This is a genomic window from Kitasatospora sp. NPDC086009, from assembly GCF_044540385.1.
Taxonomy (GTDB): domain Bacteria; phylum Actinomycetota; class Actinomycetes; order Streptomycetales; family Streptomycetaceae; genus Kitasatospora.
Genome location: NZ_JBITSA010000008.1, coordinates 110801 through 128940 on the forward strand (window position 1 = coordinate 110801; position 18140 = coordinate 128940).

An 18140-nucleotide genomic window follows, 5' to 3' on the forward strand; every position below is an offset into this window, starting at 1 on the left:
CGGTCCGCAGGGCCGGGCGAGCACCCGGACGGAGCGCAAGCCGGGAGGGCCGTTCGGAGCAGCCGGGCGGCCACCCCTGCGGGCGGCATGGAGGGCGGCGCGGGAGGCGGTGCGGGAGGCGGTGCGGAGCGGGCCGGAGGCCGTCCGGGCGGCCGCGCCCCGGCATCGGGGCGGCGCCGGCGAATTTGACATGACTGAACCAGGCCCCGAGCGGGCATACCGTCAGTAGCCCGCCGAAGGGCCCCGGTTGAAGCTCCCCCACGAGCGCAACCGAGGCCCCGGCCGGCGACCGGGCCTGGACGTGACTCCCCCCACGGAGCGGCGGCCAGGCCCGCATGCTGTACAACCAGCGATACGCAGCGTACATGTCATATCCACGTACCGCTACCGGGCGGACGTCCGGAGGTCGACCGACGGCCCGTCAGGGCGCCGCCGCCGCGCCTCCGCGACCGGTCGGCGCCCTGGTCAGCGGCGCCCACCACAGACGGAACGGCCGGTGCACCGGGGATGGTTCCCGGTGCACCGGCCGTTCGGGTCCGCGGCCCCGGGCCGCCGGACTCAGGCGGGAAGCGGACGCTCCACCGGGGCGTGCCAGTCCGGGACGCTCGCGCCCGGCTCGGTGAAGGCGGCGAAGTCCGTGGTGCCGGTGAACGGCTTCCGCTGGTAGAGATCGCGGGCGTACGCCCACAGGTGCGGGTACGCGGCCAGACCGGGGTTCACCGCGCGCGCGTGGTTGGGCCCGACGTCGTAGCGCACCAGCGTCACCCAGAGCCGCACATCGGCCTCGGTCAGCCGGTCGCCCAGCAGGTAGCGGCTGGTGGCCAGCCGGGCGTCCAGCTCCGCGAAGGTCTCCAGCAGCAGGGCGCGGGCCGCGAGCGCGGCGTCCCCGGTGCCGGCCGCCGCGCCCGCGCCGTGGTTCACGGCCGGGCCCAGCCGGGCGTCCAGCGCGTCGATCTCGGCCCGGAGGTCCTCCGGGTAGGTGTCGGCGCCGTTGCTCCACCGGCCGAACTGGGTCGCCAGGTCGATGCCTATGGTCCGGAAGTCGTTGCTGACCACCCGACCGGTCCGGCGGTCCCAGAGCGTCGGCACCGAGATGTGCCCGTCGAAACCGGGCTCGGTCCGCTCGTACGCGTCGCGCAGCAGGGTGAACCCGTTCACCGGGTCCGGCCCGTAGGTCTCCCGGAAGGCCCAGCCGCGGCCGTCACGGCGGCCGTCGACGTAGGAGACCGAGACGACGTCCTCCAGCCCGTTGAGAGCGCGCTGGATGGTGGTGCGCTGCGCCCAGGGGCAGAACCAGCCGGCGTAGATGTGGTAGCGGCCGGGCTCGGCGGCGAAGCCGCTGCTCCCGTCGGCGGTGATCCGCCCGGTGAAGCGGTACAGCGGGCGCTCGTCGCCGGGAGCCCTGGTGATCCGGTACTCGCCGTGGACGGCGGTGTCGGCGGGGCTGGCGTAGGGCACGTTCTGACTCACATCGAACTCCTCGGACTCCTCGGAAAGGTGGAACGGTGCGGCTCGGCGGGTGGTCTCGGTGCGGAGGCGGGGCGCCGGGGCTTCGTCACGCGCCCGGGCCCCCGCCGGGCGTCCGCAGGCCCAGGAAGGTGACGTGCCGGCGCAGCCGGAACCCCAGCGACTCGTAGAGCCGGATCGCGGTGGTGTTCTCGGCGGAGGTGTGCAGGAACGGCGTGTCGCCCCGCTCACGGATCCCGGCCGCGACCGCCCGGACCAGCCGGGAGCCGAGCCCCCGGCCCCGGTGGGACTCGGCCGTGCAGACGGCGCTGATCTCGGTCCAGCCCGGCGGGCGCAGGCGCTCCCCCGCCATCGCGACCAGCGCGCCGCCGCGGCGGATGCCCAGGTAGCCGCCGAGTTCGATGGTCCGGGGCAGGAACGGGCCGGGCCGGGCGTGCTCCACCAGCGCCAGCATCTCCGGTACGTCGGCGGGGCCCAGCCGGACGGCCTCCTCGTCGGGCCGGGCCCGGACGCCGTCGTCCACCAGCTGGACGCCCCGGCCCCGCAGCAGGATCTCCCAGTCGGCCGGTACAGCGTCCGGGGAGCCGGTGGCGGCGACGACGGCGCCCGGGCCGTACAGCGCCGCGACGTCCCGCCAGGTCTCCCGGTCGGGCCGGTCGGGGAGGGCGACGAACGGCGACACGTCGGCCGGGTAGCGCAGGACGTCACCGCTTCGCTCGGCCAGGTGGGCGTGCGGGCCGAGCAGGGCGGCGCGGGCCGGGTTGTCCAGGGGGTGGCGCCGCTCGGCGGTGTCCGGGGCGTCGTCGGGGGTGAGCACGGGGTACTGGGGCATGCGGGAGCCGTTCCTCGATCTCGGTCTTCTCGGTCGCTTCGGCCCGGGGCGTCGCCGGCCGGGGGCAGGACCTCGGGCGGCTGCCGGGAGGCCGGGCAGCCGGGACGGGCCACGGCGGAGCGGGGCTGCCGGGCGTAACGGGGCGCCGGGCGCGCGTGACGACGGGCGGTTACGGGCGGTTACGGGCGACAGAGGCCGGTCGGGGAGCCGACCCCGTCGATCCAGCGGCGCCGCACCAGCCGGGCACCACCGGGCCGGATGCCGACGGTCCGGTGGTGCCCGGCTGGTGCGTGGGCTCCGGCCTGCGGGCGGAACGCCGCGCGCGGCCGCAGCGGGTGTCCGAAGACCACCCGCCCGCCCCGCAGTTGGCGTGCGTGCATCGCCCGTCCGTTTCGCGTCCGGCAACCGTGAAGGTCCACAGTACCGCTCGACCGGCCCGGGACCAGGGGCAATTCCGAATCGCCGGACGCCGACGCCGGGCCGAAACAGTGCCGTCGCACCGTGCTCACAGCGCGTTCACTGCAGGATGTTGATCGCCCGGGCGACGACCAGGGCGCCCAGCGCGAGGGAGGTCGCCGCCTGCGCCATCATCAGCAGCTTGGCCCACCGTCTGACCGCCGAGACGTCGGTGGGGCTGAAGGCCGTGGCGGTCCAGAAGGAGAGCGTCAGGTAGTCGGCGAACCGCGGCACCCAGGCGGCCGGCGCGTGGTCCGGGTACTGCATCTCGGGGAACACGAACGCCGGGTTCGCGAAGGGCCGGTGGGCGCGGGCGGCGGCGCCGCCGCGGTCCAGGCTCCAGTACCAGAGCGCGAAGGCCACCACGTTCGTCACCCAGACCACGCCGCCGGTCGCCAGCAGCCCGACGGCATTGTTCGCGAACAGCTTGTTGTCGGTCAGGATGTCCACCACCAGACGGACGCCCGCGAACACGTTGGCCACCGTGATGGCGCCGATCAGCAGCTGGGTGACGACCCGGAGCCAGGCCTTCTGCCGGTCGATCCGGCCCGGGTCGCCGATGATCAGCACCGCCAGCAACGAGCCCACGGCGACCGGCAGCACCCAGGCGGGGTCGACCCGGTAGCGGGCCGGCAGCGTCACGTGGAGCATCGCGACGACCGCAACCGCCAGCACCACCGGCCACCAGTGCTCGCCGCTCACCGCGGCCCGGTCCGGCGTCACCCGCCGCGGATCCGTCGGGTGGGGGCTGGAGGGCATGCCCCATTGTCACCTCGCGGCCCGGATCGCGGCCGCAGGCTCACCAGCCGGGGCCGGGGCGGGGCGGCTCCTACCGGGTGGCGGCCGTCGCCGTTTCCTCCAGGCGCCCGACGATCAGCTCGCAGAGCTCATGGGTGCGCAGGGCGTCGTGGGCGTCGATCGTCTTTCCGGTCCGGACGGCGTCGAGGAAGGCGAGGACGACCTGCTCGATGCCGCGCTGGCGGGCCACCGGGACCCAGTCGCCGCGACGGCGGATCGTGGGCTGGCCGCGGTGGTCGATCACGTCGGCGAGGTTGTGGACCTCGCGCTTGGAGTCCCCGCCGGAGACCTGGAGGATCTCCTCGGTGGAGCCGGAGACGCGGTTCATGATGCCCAGGGCGGTGAAGCCCTCACCGGAGAGGGTGAGGACGACGTGCTCGACGAGGCCGTCACGCACCCGGGAGCGGACGTCGACCTGCTCGATCTCCCCGGGCGCCAGGAAGCGCAGCAGGTCCACCACGTGGATGAAGTCGTCGAAGACCATCGAGCGGGGCGCCTCGGGCAGGCCCTCGCGGTTCTTCTGCAGGACGATCAGGTCGCGCGGCCGCTCCTTCGCCTGCACGTAGCCCGGCGCGTAGCGGCGGTTGAAACCGACCATCAGCGAGCGGCCCGTGCGGTCGGCGAGGTCAACCAGCCGGCGGGACCCGTCCAGGGTCTGGTCGAGCGGCTTGTCCACGTAGACGTCGACCCCGGACGTCAGCAGCTGCTCGACGATCGGGACGTGCTGGTCGGTGGCGGCGTGCACGAAGGCGGCCCGGATGCCGCTGCCGATCAGCGCGCCGAGGTCGGTGAACCGGTGCTCGGGCGCGATCCGGTGGGCCTCGCCGATCCGGTCCAGCTTGGCCCGGTCCCGGGTCATCAGGCGCAGGTCGAGGCCGGGCAGCGTGCCGAGGACCGGGAGGTAGGCCTTCTGGGCGATGTCGCCGAGCCCGATCACCCCGACGGGGAGGAGAGCGTCGGGGGCGGAGGTCAGGCTCATCGGTGCTCCAGTGGTCCGGACGATCATCGGCCCGGCCCACCCTACTCGCCGCTCCCCCGGCGGCCGGCGGGGTGGCCCGGCGCACCCGGCGGACGCGTGCGGCGGTGCCGGCGCGGTGGGGCTCCGGCCGGTGGCCGGGGCCCCACCGTCCCCCGCTCAGCCGACGTCGAGCGCCCGCGTCAGCGGGCGCTCCGCCATGTGGCGGCCGGCCGGGACGGTGGACCCGCCGGGGCGGGCCGCCCGGGTGCGCGCGGCGGTGTCCCGGGTCCGCACCGCCGCAGCGGGGTGCTCACCCGGGCGGTCAGCCGGCCGAGGCCGATCGCCTCGCCGGCGGGCAGCGACCACAGGACGGCCCCGCTCAGCAGGGCGGCCCTGGCGGTGAGGTCCAGTCGCGCGAGGGCGGCCCCGACGGCGGCCGCGCGCCTGGCGCCGGCGGTCACGGCGAACTCCTCGTCCTCGTCATGGTTCAGATCCAGCCGTCGAGCCCGGCCAGGAAGCCGTCGTGATCGTCCCGGTGGACGGTGTGGCCGGCGCCGGGCACGGTGCGCACCTCGAAGCCCCGGGCGCGCAGCAGTCCGGCGTCCTCGGCGCTCACCAGGAAGCTCCGGTCGGCCAGGAGCACCAGCGAGGGCACGGCCGGTGCGGCCGGCAGGCCGCACTCCTGGCCGGACAGGGCGAGCGCGGACTCCTCGTCCCAGGCCGCGAGGGTGGCGAGTTCGACGTCCACGTCGGCGGCCTCCCAGCGGGGGTTGAACCCGGCGATCTGCTCCCGGGTGGCGTGCCGGAACTCCACGAACATCCGCGGGTCGGCGCCCTCGATCCGGGCGAACTGCCAGGCCGGGTCGACGTACACGGCGCGGGCCGGCTTCAGCCGCTCCACCGCGCCCAGCAGGCTGATGCCGCCGAGCGAGTGGCCGACGGCCAGCTCCGCGCTGGCCGGCAGAGTCTCGACGAGGTCCTCGGCGTAGGCCTCCAGGGCGTACCGCTCCTGCGGGCTCCCGCCGGTACCGCGCGGGCTCCGGCCGTGGCCGCGCTGGTCGACGGCGATGACGCGGTATCCGCGCGCGGCCAGGGCCGGGCCGACCCGCCGCCAGGTGCGGTGGTCGGACATGATGCCGTGCACCAGCAGGGCGACGCGGTCGCCGGAACCCCACTCCTGGGTGTGCAACTTCACGAGATGGAAACCTTTCTGGGAACGCTCGGGTGGGCGGACGTACTCGGTCGGGTGGACGTCGTGGGTGTGCCGGGAGGTGCCGGCGTACTCAGCGAACACCGCGGACCGGCTTCAACGCGAGGGCGCCGAGCCCGGCGAGGGCCGCGCCGAGCAGGAACAGCGGAGTGCGGCCGCCGAGGCCGGGCACGACGGAAGCGACGAAGGGCACCAGGATCCGCGGACAGGCGTCGGCGATGTCGAGCCCGCCCATGTCCCGGGCGGCGTCCTCCGCCTCGGGCAGCACCATGGTGACCGGCGCGGTGTCGACGGCCGTGAAGCGGCCGAAGGCCAGTCCGTTGACCACGGAGAAGACGGTCATGCCGGGCCGCCCGAGGCCGGCCACCGGCCCTCCGGCCCTGCCGGGCGGGGAGGAACTCGCCGCCCTGGTCGCCCGGTCGCTGAACGAGCCCGACCAGGTGCCCGCCACCCGGAACGTGCTGGGCTTGCGCACGGTCGTCCGCGAGTCGGCCTCACTCCGCCCCCGCTCCGGGCCTCCCCGACGGGAGAATCCGGTTGTGACCGGGACGGCTGGTGGGCGAGGCTCTCGGCATGACCACTCCGCCCGAGTCGATCACGCTGGACGACCTCACGCTGCGCCGCTTCGACGGCGAGGCGGACCTTCCCGAGCTCTTCCGGGTCATCGAGGAGTCCCTGGAGCACCTCCGCCCGTGGATGCCCTGGGTCGCCACGCACAGCCCCGACGCCACCCGTGCCTTCCTGGCCGGCCGCGCCGAGCAGTGGGAGAGCGGCGCCGCGTTCACCTACGCGATGGTGACGGAGCGGGGCATCGTCGGCGCCTGCCAGCTGTTCCGCCGCGAGGGCCTGCCGGGCGATGGCCTGGAGATCGGCTACTGGCTGCACCCCGCCGCCACCGGCCGCGGTCTGGCCACCAGAGCCGTCCGGGCCCTGGTCGACGAGGCGTTCCTGCTGCCCGGCGTCGACCACGTCGAGATCGTCCACGACCCGGCGAACCGGGCGAGCGGCGCCGTACCGGCGCGCCTCGGCTTCGCCGAGCACCTCTGCCGGCCCGCCGAGCGCCTGGCGCCCGCGCAGACCGGGGTGGACAAGGTCTGGCGGCTGACCCGGGCGCGGACAGGGCTGTGACCGGCCGCACCGGACGGGCGACCGGGGCGGCAGAGACAGCGCGGCCGGAGCATGGAGGGAGTGCCCGGCGCCGCTAGGGCCGACGGACGGGCCGGCCGCCGGAACTCCACGGCGGCACGGGTGCCGGGCCGGTGCGGCGGGACAGCACCGCGCCCCCGGGGCCGCACGGCCCCGGGGCGCCCCGGGTGGAGATCGAACCGCGGATCAGAGCTTGAACATGGCGGTGTACGGCTGGGTGATCCGTTCCTGCCGTGAACCGAAGTCGACCAGTACCGCGATGTCACCGCCACCCTCGACGGCGATGGCCCGGCCTAGGCCGTACGTGTCGTGGGTGACCCTGTCGCCGACGGCGAACCGTTTGAGAGGAGCTTCGACCCGGGCCTTGAAGGGGCTGGTGGGCAGAGTACGCCGGACTGCTGCTGATTTCGTCATCTCCCCCAGTATGCGCCGGAACTCGCCCCAGCGGGCCCTCCGGAAGGTCTCGAATTCGCACATAACCGGAATCCGGATGGTGCGGTTCACCACCGCGCCGACGGAATTTCGCGGCCGCGGACGGTCTGCCACCGGCGCGAACCGCGTCGGCGGGGGCGGGCAGGACACCTGTACCCGCCGCTCTTTCGAGCGATTCGCAGGCCCGGCCGGCCCCGCCCACCGGGACGCCAACTCCGCCGGGCGGCCGACCGGTTGGCGTTGCTTCCGCCGCCGCGACAGCCGACCCCGGGCGGGGCTCCGGAGCCGCCGGGGGTGAATCCCTCCACCACGGAGACCCCCGGCCTGCTAGAGTCGAATGAGTTGCAGTAGTGGTTCCCATGAACTTTGTGTGGGCCTGCTGAGGTCTCGCAGGCGCATTTTTGTTTCCCGGCTCTTCCCCGGGTGGGTCATCATCGCGGCATCTCGGAGCACGCACCGTGCGAGCTCCGGACAGCCCCTTGAAGGAGATTTCTTTATGGCTAATGGCACTGTGAAGTGGTTCAACGCGGAAAAGGGCTTCGGCTTCATCGAGCAGGAGGGTGGCGGCCCCGACGTCTTCGCCCACTACTCGAACATCAACGCCAACGGCTTCCGTGAGCTGCTCGAGGGCCAGAAGGTCGAGTTCGACGTCACGCAGGGCCAGAAGGGCCCGCAGGCCGAGAACATTCGTCCGCTGTAGTTTCTGCCACGGCACCCGCCCGGCAGCGAGGGGCCCGCACCGCGTTCATGCCTGGTGCGGGCCCCTCGGCTTTTCCGCAGGACCCACCGCTGCCCGGGCTTCATTCCCGGCTCCGCCACCGGCGGCCTTCCCCACGCGAGCTGCTCCGCGCCGCGTCCGGGTCGGCGCCCCGCCGTGATGACTCACGGTTCGAGGTTCTTCGCTCCCGCCAGCGCGGTGAGCGCCGACCGTAGGTGACGTGCCGCACGGTTTCACCGTCCACGCTCCGCCAGTTCCGGCCCGTTCCTTGCAGCCTCCGCCCGGATTACCCGTGGGCGCGGAGCCTTCCTCGTGACGTGCCACCTTGAGGAAGGTCTCCAGATGAATCGCTCCAGTCGCTCCTCGTACCAGAATTCCGAGTCCCGCTCCGGCGGCGGCTCGTACGGCTCCCGTTCCGGCGGGGGCGGTTCCTCGTACGGCTCCCGCTCGGGTGGCGGCGGCGGCTCCTACGGCTCGCGTTCCGGCGGTGGTGGCTCCTCGTACGGCTCCCGCTCGGGCGGCGGTCCGAGGCGACGCCAGAGCTCCTCCGTGCAGGGCGAGTTCGCGATGCCGGTCAGCACCACCCCGGCCCTGCCGGCCGTCGAGGCCTTCGACCAGCTCGACATGCCGAAGGCCCTGCTCTCGACGCTCACCCGCCAGGGCGTCACCTCGCCGTTCCCGATCCAGGCCGCGACGCTGCCGAACTCGCTGGCGGGCCGGGACGTCCTCGGCCGCGGCCGGACCGGCTCCGGCAAGACCATCGCCTTCGGCCTCGCGCTGCTGGCCCGCATCGCCGGCCGGCAGGCCGAGCCGGGCCGGCCGCTGGCTCTCGTCCTGGTGCCCACCCGTGAGCTCGCGCAGCAGGTCACCGAGGCGCTCACCCCCTACGCCCACTCGGTGCGGCTGCGGCTCGCCACCGTGGTCGGCGGGGTCTCGATCGGCCGCCAGGCCCAGATCCTGGGCCGGGGGGCGGAGGTCGTCGTGGCCACTCCCGGCCGCCTCAAGGACCTGATCCAGCGCGGCGCCTGCCGGCTCGACAGCGTCGGGATCACCGTCCTCGACGAGGCCGACCAGATGGCCGACATGGGCTTCCTGCCGCAGGTCATCGAGCTGCTCGACCAGGTCGAGGCCGACAGCCAGACGATGCTGTTCTCCGCCACCCTGGACCGCAACGTCGACCGCCTGGTGCGCCGCTTCCTCAAGGACCCGGTCACCCACTCGGTGGACCCGTCCGCCGCCGCGGTCAGCACCATGGAGCACCACGTCCTGCACGTGCAGAACGGCGACAAGAACGCCACGATCGCCCACATCGCCTCGCGCGAGGGCGGCGTGATCATGTTCACCGACACCAAGCACGGCGCCGACCGGCTGGTGGACGAGCTGCTCGCCAGCGGGGTGAAGGCGGCCGCGCTGCACGGCGGGAAGTCCCAGCCCCAGCGCACCCGCACCCTCCAGCAGTTCCGCAACGGCCAGGTCACCGCGCTGATCGCGACCAACGTCGCGGCCCGCGGCATCCACGTCGACGGCCTCGACCTGGTCGTCAACCTGGACCCGCCGACCGACCACAAGGACTACCTGCACCGCGGCGGCCGCACCGCCCGGGCGGGCGAGTCCGGCACCGTCGTCACCCTCGTCCTGCCCAACCAGCGCCGCGAGACGGCCCGGATGATGGCCACCGCCGGCATCACCCCCGAGTCCACCCGGGTCCACTCCACCGATGACGAGCTGGCCCGCATCACCGGCGCCCGCGTGCCCACCGGCGTGCCCGTGGTGATCGCCGACCCCGTGGTCGAGCGGCCCCGGCGCAGCGCCTCGGGCGGTCGCAACCGCCGCAGCCGCCCCACCTCGGCCGACCGCGGCCAGCAGGGCGGCGGCACCGGCGGCCGCGGCCAGGGCGGCGGCACCGGCGGCGCCCGCCGTGGCGGGCCGCGGCGCGTCGACCTGGCGGCGTAGGCCCCGCGTCCGGTCGGTCCCGCCGCGCGACGGCGGGACCGGCCGGATCCGGCCGGACACCCGCGGGCCGGGCCCAGCCGCGGCAGCACCGTCGAGCACCTCCCTGATCGCCGCCGTCACCGGTGGACCGACCCGAAGGAGCCCCATGACCATGGCCCTCGAACACCCCGTCGACTTCGCCGCCGACGCCCTGACCACGGTCGGGGACGTGATGACCCGACCCGAGCTGCAGATCAGTGACGACGTCATGGTCGACACCGCGCTGGACATCCTGCTCAGCTCCGGCGCCCCGCACGCCCTGGTCCGCGACGAGGAGGGCCGCTGCGCCGGGCTGCTGACCCGTCTGCACCTCGCGCCGTTCCGGGCCCGCTCCTGGTACACCGAGCGCACTCCGGTGCGGGCGGTGAAGCACGACCGCGCGCCGTTCGCCACCGCCGGGATGCCGGCCGCCACCGCGGCGGCCACCATGCGCGCCCGCGGTCTGGACACCTGGCCGGTCGTGGACGACGACGGGCACGTCATCGGTCTGCTCAGCATCTGAGTCCCACCCGGGACCCCGCCTCCCCCGGCCCACCGGGGGAGGCGGGGTCCCGGTGGTTTCCGGGGCCGCCGCCCCGGGCGCGGTCAGCCGGTGGCGGCGGCCACCTCGGTGAGGGCCTCCAGCACCGGGCGGATCAACGGGTGGCCGTCGGCGCCGGCCCGGACGGCGGCGAAGACCCGGCGGGTGGCGAGCGCGCTGTCCACCGGCCGCACCGCGACCCGTCCGAGATCCACCCCGAGCAGGGCGGACCGGGGCACCAGCGCCACCCCCGCACCGGCCGAGGCCAGCGCCACGACGGCGCGGAAGTCGTCCGAGGAGTGCACCAGACGCGGCTGGAACCCGGCGTGCTCGCAGGCCAGCAGCACCACGTCGTGGCAGGGATTGCCCGGGTAGGGCCCGATCCACGGCTCGGCGGCCAGGTCCGCGACGGCGATCGGCCCCTCCCCGGCGGCCAGCGGATGGCCGAGCGGCAGCACCGCCTCGAACGGTTCGGCGTACAGCGGCACCCGGGTGAGCCGGGCGTCGTCGGCCCGCGGCGCCCCCCGGTACTCGACGGCCACGGCCAGGTCGGCCCGCCCCTCCAGGACCATCGGCAGGCTGGCGTCGCCCTCCGCGTCCAGCACCTTGAGGCGGACGCCGGGCGCCCGGGCGGCGAGGGTCCCGATGGCGGGCGCCAGCACCAGGGAGATCCCGGTGGCGAAGGAGGCCACGGTGACCTCACCGGCCACACCGGCGCTGTAGGCGGCGAGATCGGCCTCGGCCCGTTCCAGCTGGGCGAGGACGGCGTCGGCGTGGCCGAGCAGGATCTCCCCGGCGGCGGTGAGCCGCACCCCCCGGCCCTCGCGGGCGAGCAGGTGGTGGCCGGTCTCCTGCTCCAGCGCGGCCAGCTGCTGGGACACCGCCGAGGGGGTGAGGTAGAGGGCGGCCGCCGCGGCGGTCACCGTGCGGTGGTCCGCCACGGCCCGCAGGGTCCGCAGCCGTCGTGCGTCGATCACACGCCAATTCTGCCAGCGTGCCGCGGGGTGCCGGAGCCACCGGGGGGACGTCCGGCGGCGCCGTGGGCGGAACAGCGGGCGGCGCCGTGGGCGGGCGGGTCCGCCGAAACCGCGAACGGGAGTGGGACGTCGGCCGGGCCGACGTCCCACTCCCGGGCGGGAGGGTGGGGCAGTTGGTCTCTGGTGGTGCGCCGCGGCGCACCGTGCGGCGACGGGGTGCCGAGCGGACGTGGTGCGCCGCACGGCGGCCCGGGGGTGCCCGTGGCGCGTCCGGTTCCGGGCGGACGGGCCACGGGCGGTCCCGGGAGGTGCCCCGGCCGGGTGCTACTCCCCCAGGGCGGCGCGGGCGTCGACGAAGGCCGCCACCACTCGCTCGACGTCCTCGGTGGAGTGCGCGGCGGACAGCTGCACCCGGATCCGGGCCGCGCCGTGCGGCACGACCGGGAAGGAGAAGCCGATCACGTACACGCCGCGCTCCAGCAGCAGCTCGGCGAGCCGGCCGGCCTCGGCCGCGTCGCCGATCATGACCGGGGCGATCGGGTGGTCGCCGGGCAGGATCTCGAAGCCGGCCTCGGTCATCCGCGAGCGGAACAGCGCCGTGTTGGCGGCCAGCTTCTCGCGCAGCTCGGTCGAGCGCTCGACCAGGTCGAGCACCTTCAGCGAGGCGGCGGCGATCACCGGGGCGAGCGAGTTGGAGAACAGGTACGGCCGCGAGCGCTGGCGCAGCAGGGCGACGATCTCGCGGCGCGCCGCGACGTAGCCGCCGGAGGCGCCGCCGAGGGCCTTGCCGAGGGTGCCGGTGATGATGTCGACGCGGTCCATCACGCCGTGCAGCTCGGGGGTGCCGCGCCCGTTCGGGCCGACGAAGCCGACCGCGTGCGAGTCGTCGACCATGACCATGGCGTCGTAGCGCTCGGCCAGGTCGCAGATCTCGCGCAGCGGGGCGACGTAGCCGTCCATCGAGAAGACGCCGTCGGTGACGACCAGCCGGCGGCGGGCGCCCTGGGCCTCCTTGAGCTGCTGCTCCAGGTCGGCCAGGTCGCGGTTGGCGTAGCGCAGCCGGCGGGCCTTGCAGAGGCGGATGCCGTCGATGATGCTCGCGTGGTTCAGCGCGTCGGAGATGACGGCGTCGCGCTCGTCGAGCAGGGTCTCGAAGACGCCGCCGTTGGCGTCGAAGCAGGAGGAGTAGAGGATCGTGTCCTCCTGGCCGAGGAACCCGGAGAGGCGGTCCTCCAGCTCCTTGTGGACGTCCTGGGTGCCGCAGATGAACCGGACCGAGGCCATCCCGTAGCCCCAGCGGTCCAGGGCGTCCTTGGCGGCGGTGAGCACCTCGGGGTGGTCGGCGAGGCCGAGGTAGTTGTTGGCGCAGAAGTTCAGTACCTCGCCGGGCTGCCCGCCGGCGGTGACGGTGACGGCGGCGCTCTGCGGGGTGCCGATCACCCGCTCCGGCTTGAACAGGCCGGCCTCGCGGATCTCGTCGAGGGTGGCGGCCAGGTCGTCGCGCACGTTGTCGAACACGGTGTCTCCCTAGAGGGGGTCAGACGGTCTCAGACGGTCCAGTCGAGGATGATCTTGCCGCAGCGGCCGCTCGCGGCCTCGTCGAAGGCGGCCTCGAAGTCGGCGGCGGCGTAGCGGCCGGTGATCACGGGGCTGAGGTCGAGCCCGCCCTCCAGCAGGACGGACATCGCGTACCAGGTCTCGAACATCTCGCGGCCGTAGATGCCCTTGATGGTGATCATCGAGGTGACGACCGAGGCCCAGTCGACCGGGAACTGCTCGGCGGGCAGGCCGAGCATGGCGATCTTCCCGCCGTGGGTCATGTTGGCGATCATCGACTGCATCGCCTCGGGGCGGCCGGACATCTCCAGGCCGACGTCGAAGCCCTCGCGCAGGCCGAGCTTCTGCTGGCCCTCCTCGATGGTGTGCTCGGCCACGTTCAGGGCCAGCGTGACACCGACCTCGCGGGCCAGGTCGAGGCGGTACGGCGAGACGTCGGTGATCATCACGTTGCGCGCGCCGGCGTGCTTGGCGACGGCGGCGGCCATGATGCCGATCGGACCGGCACCGGTGATCAGCACGTCCTCGCCGACCAGCGGGAAGGAGAGCGCGGTGTGCACGGCGTTGCCGAAGGGGTCGAAGATCGCCGCGACGTCGAGGTCCACCGGGACCCGGTGCACCCAGACGTTGGAGGCGGGCAGCGCGACGAACTCGGCGAAGGCACCGTCCCGGCCGACCCCGAGGCCGACGGTGTTGCGGCAGAGGTGACGGCGGCCGGCCAGGCAGTTGCGGCACTTGCCGCAGACCAGGTGGCCCTCGCCGCTGACCAGGTCGCCGACCGAGATGTCCGCGACGGCCGCGCCGATCTCGGCCACCTCGCCGACGAACTCGTGGCCGAGGACGAGCGGGGTCCGGATGGTCTGCTGGGCCCAGCCGTCCCACTTGCGGATGTGCAGGTCGGTGCCGCAGATCCCGGTGCGCAGCACCTTGATCAGCACCTCGCCGGGGCCGATGGCAGGCTTCGGGACGTCCATCAGCCAGAGTCCGGGCTCTGCCTTCTGCTTGACGAGTGCCTTCACTGCGGCGGCTCCTGACGCATGGTGGGGCGGCCTGGTGAGGGCAGGCCGACGGGGCCCGGCGGGGTGGCTGCTCCTGCCTCCTCGCACCGAACATGGAGCAATCTGCCTGGTGGGAGGGGGTGCGGTCCATCGAGGAATTCTTAAGGGGCGCCACAGCTGGGCTAAACGATCGTGCCCGAGCCGGGCCCGGCCACCGGCGCGGCGTGCCGGTGGCCACCCGTTCGGCGGAGCGCTGGGGGCGCTCGGCACGGGCGCGGCGGCCCGGCCGGGCGTGAACCGGGCCGGGGTGACTGGGGGTTCGGCTGGTTCGGCGCGCCGGCGGTTCCGGGGCGACCGGGGGTGGGGCCGTTCGGGCCAGTGCGGCGGCGGCCCGCGCGCGGGCCGGTCGTGGCGCGCATACGGTGGCGATCGCTCCCCCCATGGCCCCGTGGAGCGCCGCTCCGGGGCCGTTCGGCCCAGAGAGGCGCTCCGATCATGACGAAGACACGACGGCCGCTCGCCCCGCTCCCCCGCCGCTCCGTGCGGGCGGCCACCGCGGTACTGGCCCTGACCGGTCTGCTGGCCGCCGCGGGTTGCTCCGGCCGGACGGCGTCCGACCCCCCGCCCGCCGGCGCGGTCACGGCCGTCCCCGCCGCGCTCAGCCCCTCGGCGAGCCCGTCCGGCCCGTCGTCGGGTCCGTCGTCCGGCCCGTCCTCCGCCGCCTCCTCCGCCTCGGGCTCCGCTTCCGGCTCGCCGAGCGCGTCCGGCTCCTCGCCGACGTCCGGCGGCACCGTGGCCGCGCTCACCCCGGACGTCACCGCCCGGCTGGACTCGGCGGTGCAGAAGGTGCTGAGCGAGGCCTCCGTCCCCGGGGTGATGGTCGCTCTGACCACGCCCGACGGCAGCTACCTCAAGGCCTTCGGCGTCTCCGACAAGGTCGCCGGTACGCCGATGGTCACCGGGCTGAACATGCGGATCGGCAGCGAGACCAAGACCTTCACCGTCACCGGGCTGCTCCGGCTGGTCGACCAGGGCAAGGCCGGTCTGGACGACCCGGTCGGCAAGTACATCGCGGGCGTGCCCGGCGGGGACACGATCACCCTGCGCCAGCTCGCCGACATGCGCAGCGGCCTCTTCAACTACAGCGCGGACCCGGACTTCCAGCAGGCCGTGGTCAACGACCCGAACCGCGTCTTCACCCCGCAGCAGCTGCTCTCCTACGCCTTCGACCACCCCGCGGACTTCGCCCCGGGCAGCGCCTTCGAGTACAGCAACACCAACACCGTGCTGATCGGCCTGGTGGTGGAGAAGCTGAGCGGGCAGCCGCTCGACGTCTTCCTGAAGCAGCAGGTGTTCGACCCGGCCGGGCTGGGCCGGACGGTCTTCCCGACCGACGCGGCGTTCCCCCAGCCGCACGCCCGCGGGTACACCGACCAGACGCCGGACGGCTCGATCGCGGACGCCACCGACTGGAACCCGTCCTGGGCCTGGGCGGCGGGCGCGGTCATCTCCGACCTGGCCGACATGCAGAAGTGGGCGAAGGTACTGGCCACCGGCACGCTGCTCAAGCCGGCCACCCAGGCGGAGCGGCTGGTGACGCCGCCCACCCCGCTGCCGGACGTCGGCTACGGGCTCGGGCTGTTCGTCAACCACGGCTGGGTCGGGCACAACGGCTCGCTGCCCGGCTACCAGAGCGCCGTGGTCTACCTGCCGTCGGCGCAGGCCACCCTGGCGGTGCTGCTGAACACGGACATCTCGTCCCAGGGCGAGGAGCCGTCGACGCTCTTCGCCAAGGCGATCACCGAGATCGTCTCGCCGGGGAACGTCTACTCGTTCCCGCCCGCGACGGCGAGCTCGTCGCCGTCCGCCTCGGTGACCTGAGCGGTCCCCCCGGTGGCCCGGGGAGCTGACCGGCCGGCGGCCCCGTCGGCCGGTCAGCTCCCGAGGACCCGGGCCAGGTCGTAGGAGACCGGCTCCTCCAGCTGCGCGTAGGTGCAGCTCTCCGGGGTGCGGTCCGGGCGCCAGCGGCGGAACTGGGCGGTGTGCCGGAACCGGGTGCCCTCCATGTGGTCGTAGGCCACCTCGACCACCCGCTCGGGGCGCAGCGCCACCCAGGAGAGGTCTTTGCCGCCGGTCCAGCGGCTGACCGCGCCGGGCAGCCGGGCATCGGCGTGGGCGGCCTCGTCCGCCCAGCCGCCCCACGGGTGGGCGGAGACGTCCGTCATCCGCAACGGCGCCAGCTCCTCGACGAGTTCACGTCGGCGGGCCATCGAGAAGGCGGCGCAGACGCCGACGTGCTGCAGGCGGCCCTCGGCGTCGTTGATGCCGAGCAGCAGCGAGCCGACCACCGGTCCGCTCTTGTGCTCGCGGTAGCCGGCCACCACGCAGTCGGCGGTGCGCTCGTGCTTGATCTTGAACATGGTCCGCTCCCCCGGCCGGTAGGGCTGGTCCAGCGGCTTGGCCACCACGCCGTCCAGTCCGGCTCCCTCGAACTCGGCGAACCAGCTCTGCGCCAGCTCGCGGTCGGTGGACGCGGGGGCGGTGAAGACCGGGTCGGCGGCCCCGCCTAGCGCCGCCTCCAGGGCCGGGCGGCGCACCGAGAGCGGCTCGTCGAGCAGCGAGACGTCGCCGAGCGCGAGCAGGTCGAAGGCGACGAAGGAGGCGGGGGTGCGCTCGGCCAGCAGCCGCACCCGGCTGGCCGCCGGGTGGATCCGCTCCAGCAGCTCCTCGAACCGCAGCCGGCCGTCCCGGGCGATCACCACCTCGCCGTCCAGCACGCAGCGCGGCGGCAGCTCCCGCTTCAGGGCCTCCACCAGTTCGGGGAAGTACCTGGTGAGCGTCTTTCCGGTGCGGCTGCCGAGCTCGACCTCGTCGCCGTCGCGGAAGACGACGGTCCGGAAGCCGTCCCACTTGGCCTCGTACTGCATTCCCGGCGGGATCTTGGCGACCGACTTGGCGAGCATCGGCGCCACCGGCGGCATCACGGGCAGGTCCATGGCTCCGATCCTCGCGCCAACCGTTCCGGGGCGCGCGCCGGGCGGAGCGCGTCTAGCGTGAGAGGCATGGGCGCAGCCGTGGAACTGGATGTCGCCGGGCGCAGCGTACGGCTGTCGAATCCGGACAAGGTGTACTACCCCGAGCGCGGCTTCACCAAGCTGGACGTCGCGCAGTACTACCTGGCCGTCGCGGACGGGGTGCTGCGCGGGCTGCGGGACCGGCCCACCACGCTGCAGCGGTTCCCGGACGGCGTCACGGGCGAGTTCTTCTACCAGAAGCGGGCGCCGAAGGGCCTGCCGGAGTGGCTGCCGACGGCCCGGATCAGCTTCCCGAGCGGGCGGTCCGCCGACGAGATCTGCCCCACCGAGCCGGCCGCCGTGCTCTGGGCCGCCAACCTGGGCTGTCTGACCTTCCACCCGTGGCCGGTGCGGCGGACCGACACCGACCACATCGACGAGCTGCGGATCGACCTCGACCCGCAGCCGGGCACCGACTTCCACGACGCCGCCCTGGCCGCCCACGAACTCCGCGCCGTGCTGGAGGAGCACGGACTGCGCGGCTGGCCCAAGACCTCCGGCGGACGCGGGGTGCACGTGTACGTGCCGCTGGAGCCGCGGTGGACGTTCACCGACGGCCGGCACGCGGTGATCGCGCTCGGCCGGGTGCTGGAGCAGCGGATGCCGGGCCGGGTGACCACCGCGTGGTGGAAGGAGGAGCGCGGCGAGCGGATCTTCGTGGACTACAACCAGATGGCCCGGGACCGGACCATCGCCTCCGCCTACTCGCTGCGCGCCCGCCCCCGGGCGACCGCCTCGACGCCGCTGCGCTGGGAGGAGCTGGACGACGCCGCACCGGAGGACTTCGACCTGCGGACGGTGCCACCGCGGTTCGCCGAACTCGGCGACCTCCAGGCGGAGATGGACGACAAGGCGTACCAGCTGGACGGGCTGCTGGAGCTGTACGAGCGCCAGCTGCGGGACGAGGGGCTGGGCGAGCTGCCGTACCCGCCCGACCATCCGAAGGCCCCCGGCGAGCCGAGCCGGGTGCAGCCGAGCCGGGCCCGGAAGACCTGACGGGGCGGC

At 74.3% G+C, this 18140-nt stretch carries 19 protein-coding genes; 6 read left to right on the forward strand and 13 right to left on the reverse strand.

All coding sequences use genetic code 11. The features are described from left to right. Positions 1–558: 558 nt before the first annotated feature. The 8 genes from ACIF6L_RS21055 to ACIF6L_RS21090 form a co-directional block, all read right to left on the reverse strand. On the reverse strand, positions 559–1470 hold the full coding sequence (locus ACIF6L_RS21055; protein ID WP_396486497.1) for a glutathione S-transferase C-terminal domain-containing protein: 912 nt from the start codon (positions 1468–1470) through the stop codon (positions 559–561). A gap of 85 nt (positions 1471–1555) precedes the next feature. Further along, a complete protein-coding gene (locus ACIF6L_RS21060; RefSeq protein WP_396486498.1) occupies positions 1556–2299 on the reverse strand; it encodes a GNAT family N-acetyltransferase in 744 nt (247 codons plus the stop codon). A 179-nt stretch (positions 2300–2478) separates the two neighbouring features. Then, positions 2479–2679 (reverse strand): hypothetical protein, encoded by a 201-nt coding sequence (locus tag ACIF6L_RS21065; RefSeq protein ID WP_396486499.1) that lies wholly within the window; start codon positions 2677–2679, stop codon positions 2479–2481. A 136-nt stretch (positions 2680–2815) separates the two neighbouring features. Then, on the reverse strand, positions 2816–3514 hold the full coding sequence (locus ACIF6L_RS21070) for a hypothetical protein (protein WP_359807334.1): 699 nt from the start codon (positions 3512–3514) through the stop codon (positions 2816–2818). A 70-nt stretch (positions 3515–3584) separates the two neighbouring features. Then, positions 3585–4532: a Gfo/Idh/MocA family protein gene (locus ACIF6L_RS21075; RefSeq protein WP_396486500.1), complete on the reverse strand. Its 948-nt coding sequence runs from the start codon at positions 4530–4532 to the stop codon at positions 3585–3587. A 179-nt stretch (positions 4533–4711) separates the two neighbouring features. After that, positions 4712–4972, reverse strand: coding sequence for a hypothetical protein (locus ACIF6L_RS21080; RefSeq protein WP_396486501.1), 261 nt, complete (start codon positions 4970–4972; stop codon positions 4712–4714). A 26-nt stretch (positions 4973–4998) separates the two neighbouring features. Then, a complete protein-coding gene (locus tag ACIF6L_RS21085; protein WP_396486502.1) occupies positions 4999–5706 on the reverse strand; it encodes an alpha/beta fold hydrolase in 708 nt (235 codons plus the stop codon). An 88-nt stretch (positions 5707–5794) separates the two neighbouring features. After that, positions 5795–6196 (reverse strand): hypothetical protein, encoded by a 402-nt coding sequence (locus ACIF6L_RS21090; protein ID WP_396486503.1) that lies wholly within the window; start codon positions 6194–6196, stop codon positions 5795–5797. Between the two features lie 98 nt (positions 6197–6294). Here ACIF6L_RS21090 and ACIF6L_RS21095 point away from each other — a divergent pair, with 98 nt between their 5' ends. After that, on the forward strand, positions 6295–6849 hold the full coding sequence (locus tag ACIF6L_RS21095) for a GNAT family N-acetyltransferase (protein WP_329486195.1): 555 nt from the start codon (positions 6295–6297) through the stop codon (positions 6847–6849). A 204-nt stretch (positions 6850–7053) separates the two neighbouring features. Here the strand turns inward: ACIF6L_RS21095 and ACIF6L_RS21100 are convergent, their stop codons facing one another. Further along, a complete protein-coding gene (locus ACIF6L_RS21100; protein WP_329486196.1) occupies positions 7054–7281 on the reverse strand; it encodes a hypothetical protein in 228 nt (75 codons plus the stop codon). A 514-nt stretch (positions 7282–7795) separates the two neighbouring features. Here ACIF6L_RS21100 and ACIF6L_RS21105 point away from each other — a divergent pair. The 3 genes from ACIF6L_RS21105 (at position 7796) to ACIF6L_RS21115 (ending at position 10511) form a co-directional block, all read left to right on the forward strand. Beyond that, the gene (locus tag ACIF6L_RS21105; protein WP_030918248.1) at positions 7796–7999 is read left to right on the forward strand and encodes a cold-shock protein; all 204 of its coding nucleotides are present in this window, start codon (positions 7796–7798) and stop codon (positions 7997–7999) included. A gap of 360 nt (positions 8000–8359) precedes the next feature. Continuing rightward, complete coding sequence (locus tag ACIF6L_RS21110) at positions 8360–9970, forward strand: DEAD/DEAH box helicase (protein ID WP_396486504.1); 1611 nt, start codon at positions 8360–8362, stop codon at positions 9968–9970. Positions 9971–10115: 145 nt separating this feature from the next. After that, positions 10116–10511 (forward strand): CBS domain-containing protein, encoded by a 396-nt coding sequence (locus ACIF6L_RS21115; RefSeq protein WP_359807320.1) that lies wholly within the window; start codon positions 10116–10118, stop codon positions 10509–10511. Positions 10512–10594: 83 nt separating this feature from the next. Here ACIF6L_RS21115 and ACIF6L_RS21120 read toward each other — a convergent pair whose 3' ends face one another. The 3 genes from ACIF6L_RS21120 to tdh all read right to left on the reverse strand — a co-directional run bounded on the left by ACIF6L_RS21120 (position 10595) and on the right by tdh (position 14082). Further along, positions 10595–11506, reverse strand: a complete 912-nt coding sequence (locus tag ACIF6L_RS21120) for a LysR family transcriptional regulator (protein WP_329486199.1) — start codon at positions 11504–11506, stop codon at positions 10595–10597. A gap of 324 nt (positions 11507–11830) precedes the next feature. Continuing rightward, a complete protein-coding gene (locus tag ACIF6L_RS21125) occupies positions 11831–13024 on the reverse strand; it encodes a glycine C-acetyltransferase (protein ID WP_359839075.1) in 1194 nt (397 codons plus the stop codon). Positions 13025–13053: 29 nt separating this feature from the next. After that, a complete protein-coding gene (gene tdh / locus ACIF6L_RS21130) occupies positions 13054–14082 on the reverse strand; it encodes an L-threonine 3-dehydrogenase (protein WP_329486201.1) in 1029 nt (342 codons plus the stop codon). 474 nt (positions 14083–14556) lie between these two features. Between tdh and ACIF6L_RS21135 the strand changes: the two genes are divergently transcribed. Then, complete coding sequence (locus tag ACIF6L_RS21135) at positions 14557–15942, forward strand: serine hydrolase domain-containing protein (protein ID WP_396486505.1); 1386 nt, start codon at positions 14557–14559, stop codon at positions 15940–15942. 53 nt (positions 15943–15995) lie between these two features. On the opposite strand, the gene ACIF6L_RS21140 is transcribed toward ACIF6L_RS21135, so the two are convergent. Beyond that, the gene (locus tag ACIF6L_RS21140; protein WP_359839077.1) at positions 15996–17057 is read right to left on the reverse strand and encodes an ATP-dependent DNA ligase; all 1062 of its coding nucleotides are present in this window, start codon (positions 17055–17057) and stop codon (positions 15996–15998) included. A gap of 66 nt (positions 17058–17123) precedes the next feature. On the opposite strand from ACIF6L_RS21140, the gene ligD reads away from it, so the two are divergent. Then, entirely contained in the window at positions 17124–18131 is a 1008-nt protein-coding gene (ligD, locus tag ACIF6L_RS21145; RefSeq protein ID WP_396486506.1) for a non-homologous end-joining DNA ligase, read from the forward strand. Positions 18132–18140: the final 9 nt, after the last annotated feature.

Excerpts from the sequence above, each read along its gene's own strand:
- ACIF6L_RS21095 (WP_329486195.1), top strand. The coding sequence starts at position 6,295 with ATGACCACTCCGCCCGAGTCGATCACGCTGGACGACCTCACGCTGCGC.
- ACIF6L_RS21140 (WP_359839077.1), bottom strand. The coding sequence starts at position 17,057 with ATGGACCTGCCCGTGATGCCGCCGGTGGCGCCGATGCTCGCCAAGTCG.
- ACIF6L_RS21100 (WP_329486196.1), bottom strand. The coding sequence starts at position 7,281 with ATGACGAAATCAGCAGCAGTCCGGCGTACTCTGCCCACCAGCCCCTTC.
- ACIF6L_RS21060 (WP_396486498.1), bottom strand. The coding sequence starts at position 2,299 with ATGCCCCAGTACCCCGTGCTCACCCCCGACGACGCCCCGGACACCGCC.
- ACIF6L_RS21075 (WP_396486500.1), bottom strand. The coding sequence starts at position 4,532 with ATGAGCCTGACCTCCGCCCCCGACGCTCTCCTCCCCGTCGGGGTGATC.
- ACIF6L_RS21105 (WP_030918248.1), top strand. The coding sequence starts at position 7,796 with ATGGCTAATGGCACTGTGAAGTGGTTCAACGCGGAAAAGGGCTTCGGC.
- ACIF6L_RS21110 (WP_396486504.1), top strand. The coding sequence starts at position 8,360 with ATGAATCGCTCCAGTCGCTCCTCGTACCAGAATTCCGAGTCCCGCTCC.
- ACIF6L_RS21135 (WP_396486505.1), top strand. The coding sequence starts at position 14,557 with ATGACGAAGACACGACGGCCGCTCGCCCCGCTCCCCCGCCGCTCCGTG.
- ligD (WP_396486506.1), top strand. The coding sequence starts at position 17,124 with ATGGGCGCAGCCGTGGAACTGGATGTCGCCGGGCGCAGCGTACGGCTG.
- ACIF6L_RS21065 (WP_396486499.1), bottom strand. The coding sequence starts at position 2,679 with ATGCACGCACGCCAACTGCGGGGCGGGCGGGTGGTCTTCGGACACCCG.
- ACIF6L_RS21070 (WP_359807334.1), bottom strand. The coding sequence starts at position 3,514 with ATGCCCTCCAGCCCCCACCCGACGGATCCGCGGCGGGTGACGCCGGAC.
- ACIF6L_RS21115 (WP_359807320.1), top strand. The coding sequence starts at position 10,116 with ATGACCATGGCCCTCGAACACCCCGTCGACTTCGCCGCCGACGCCCTG.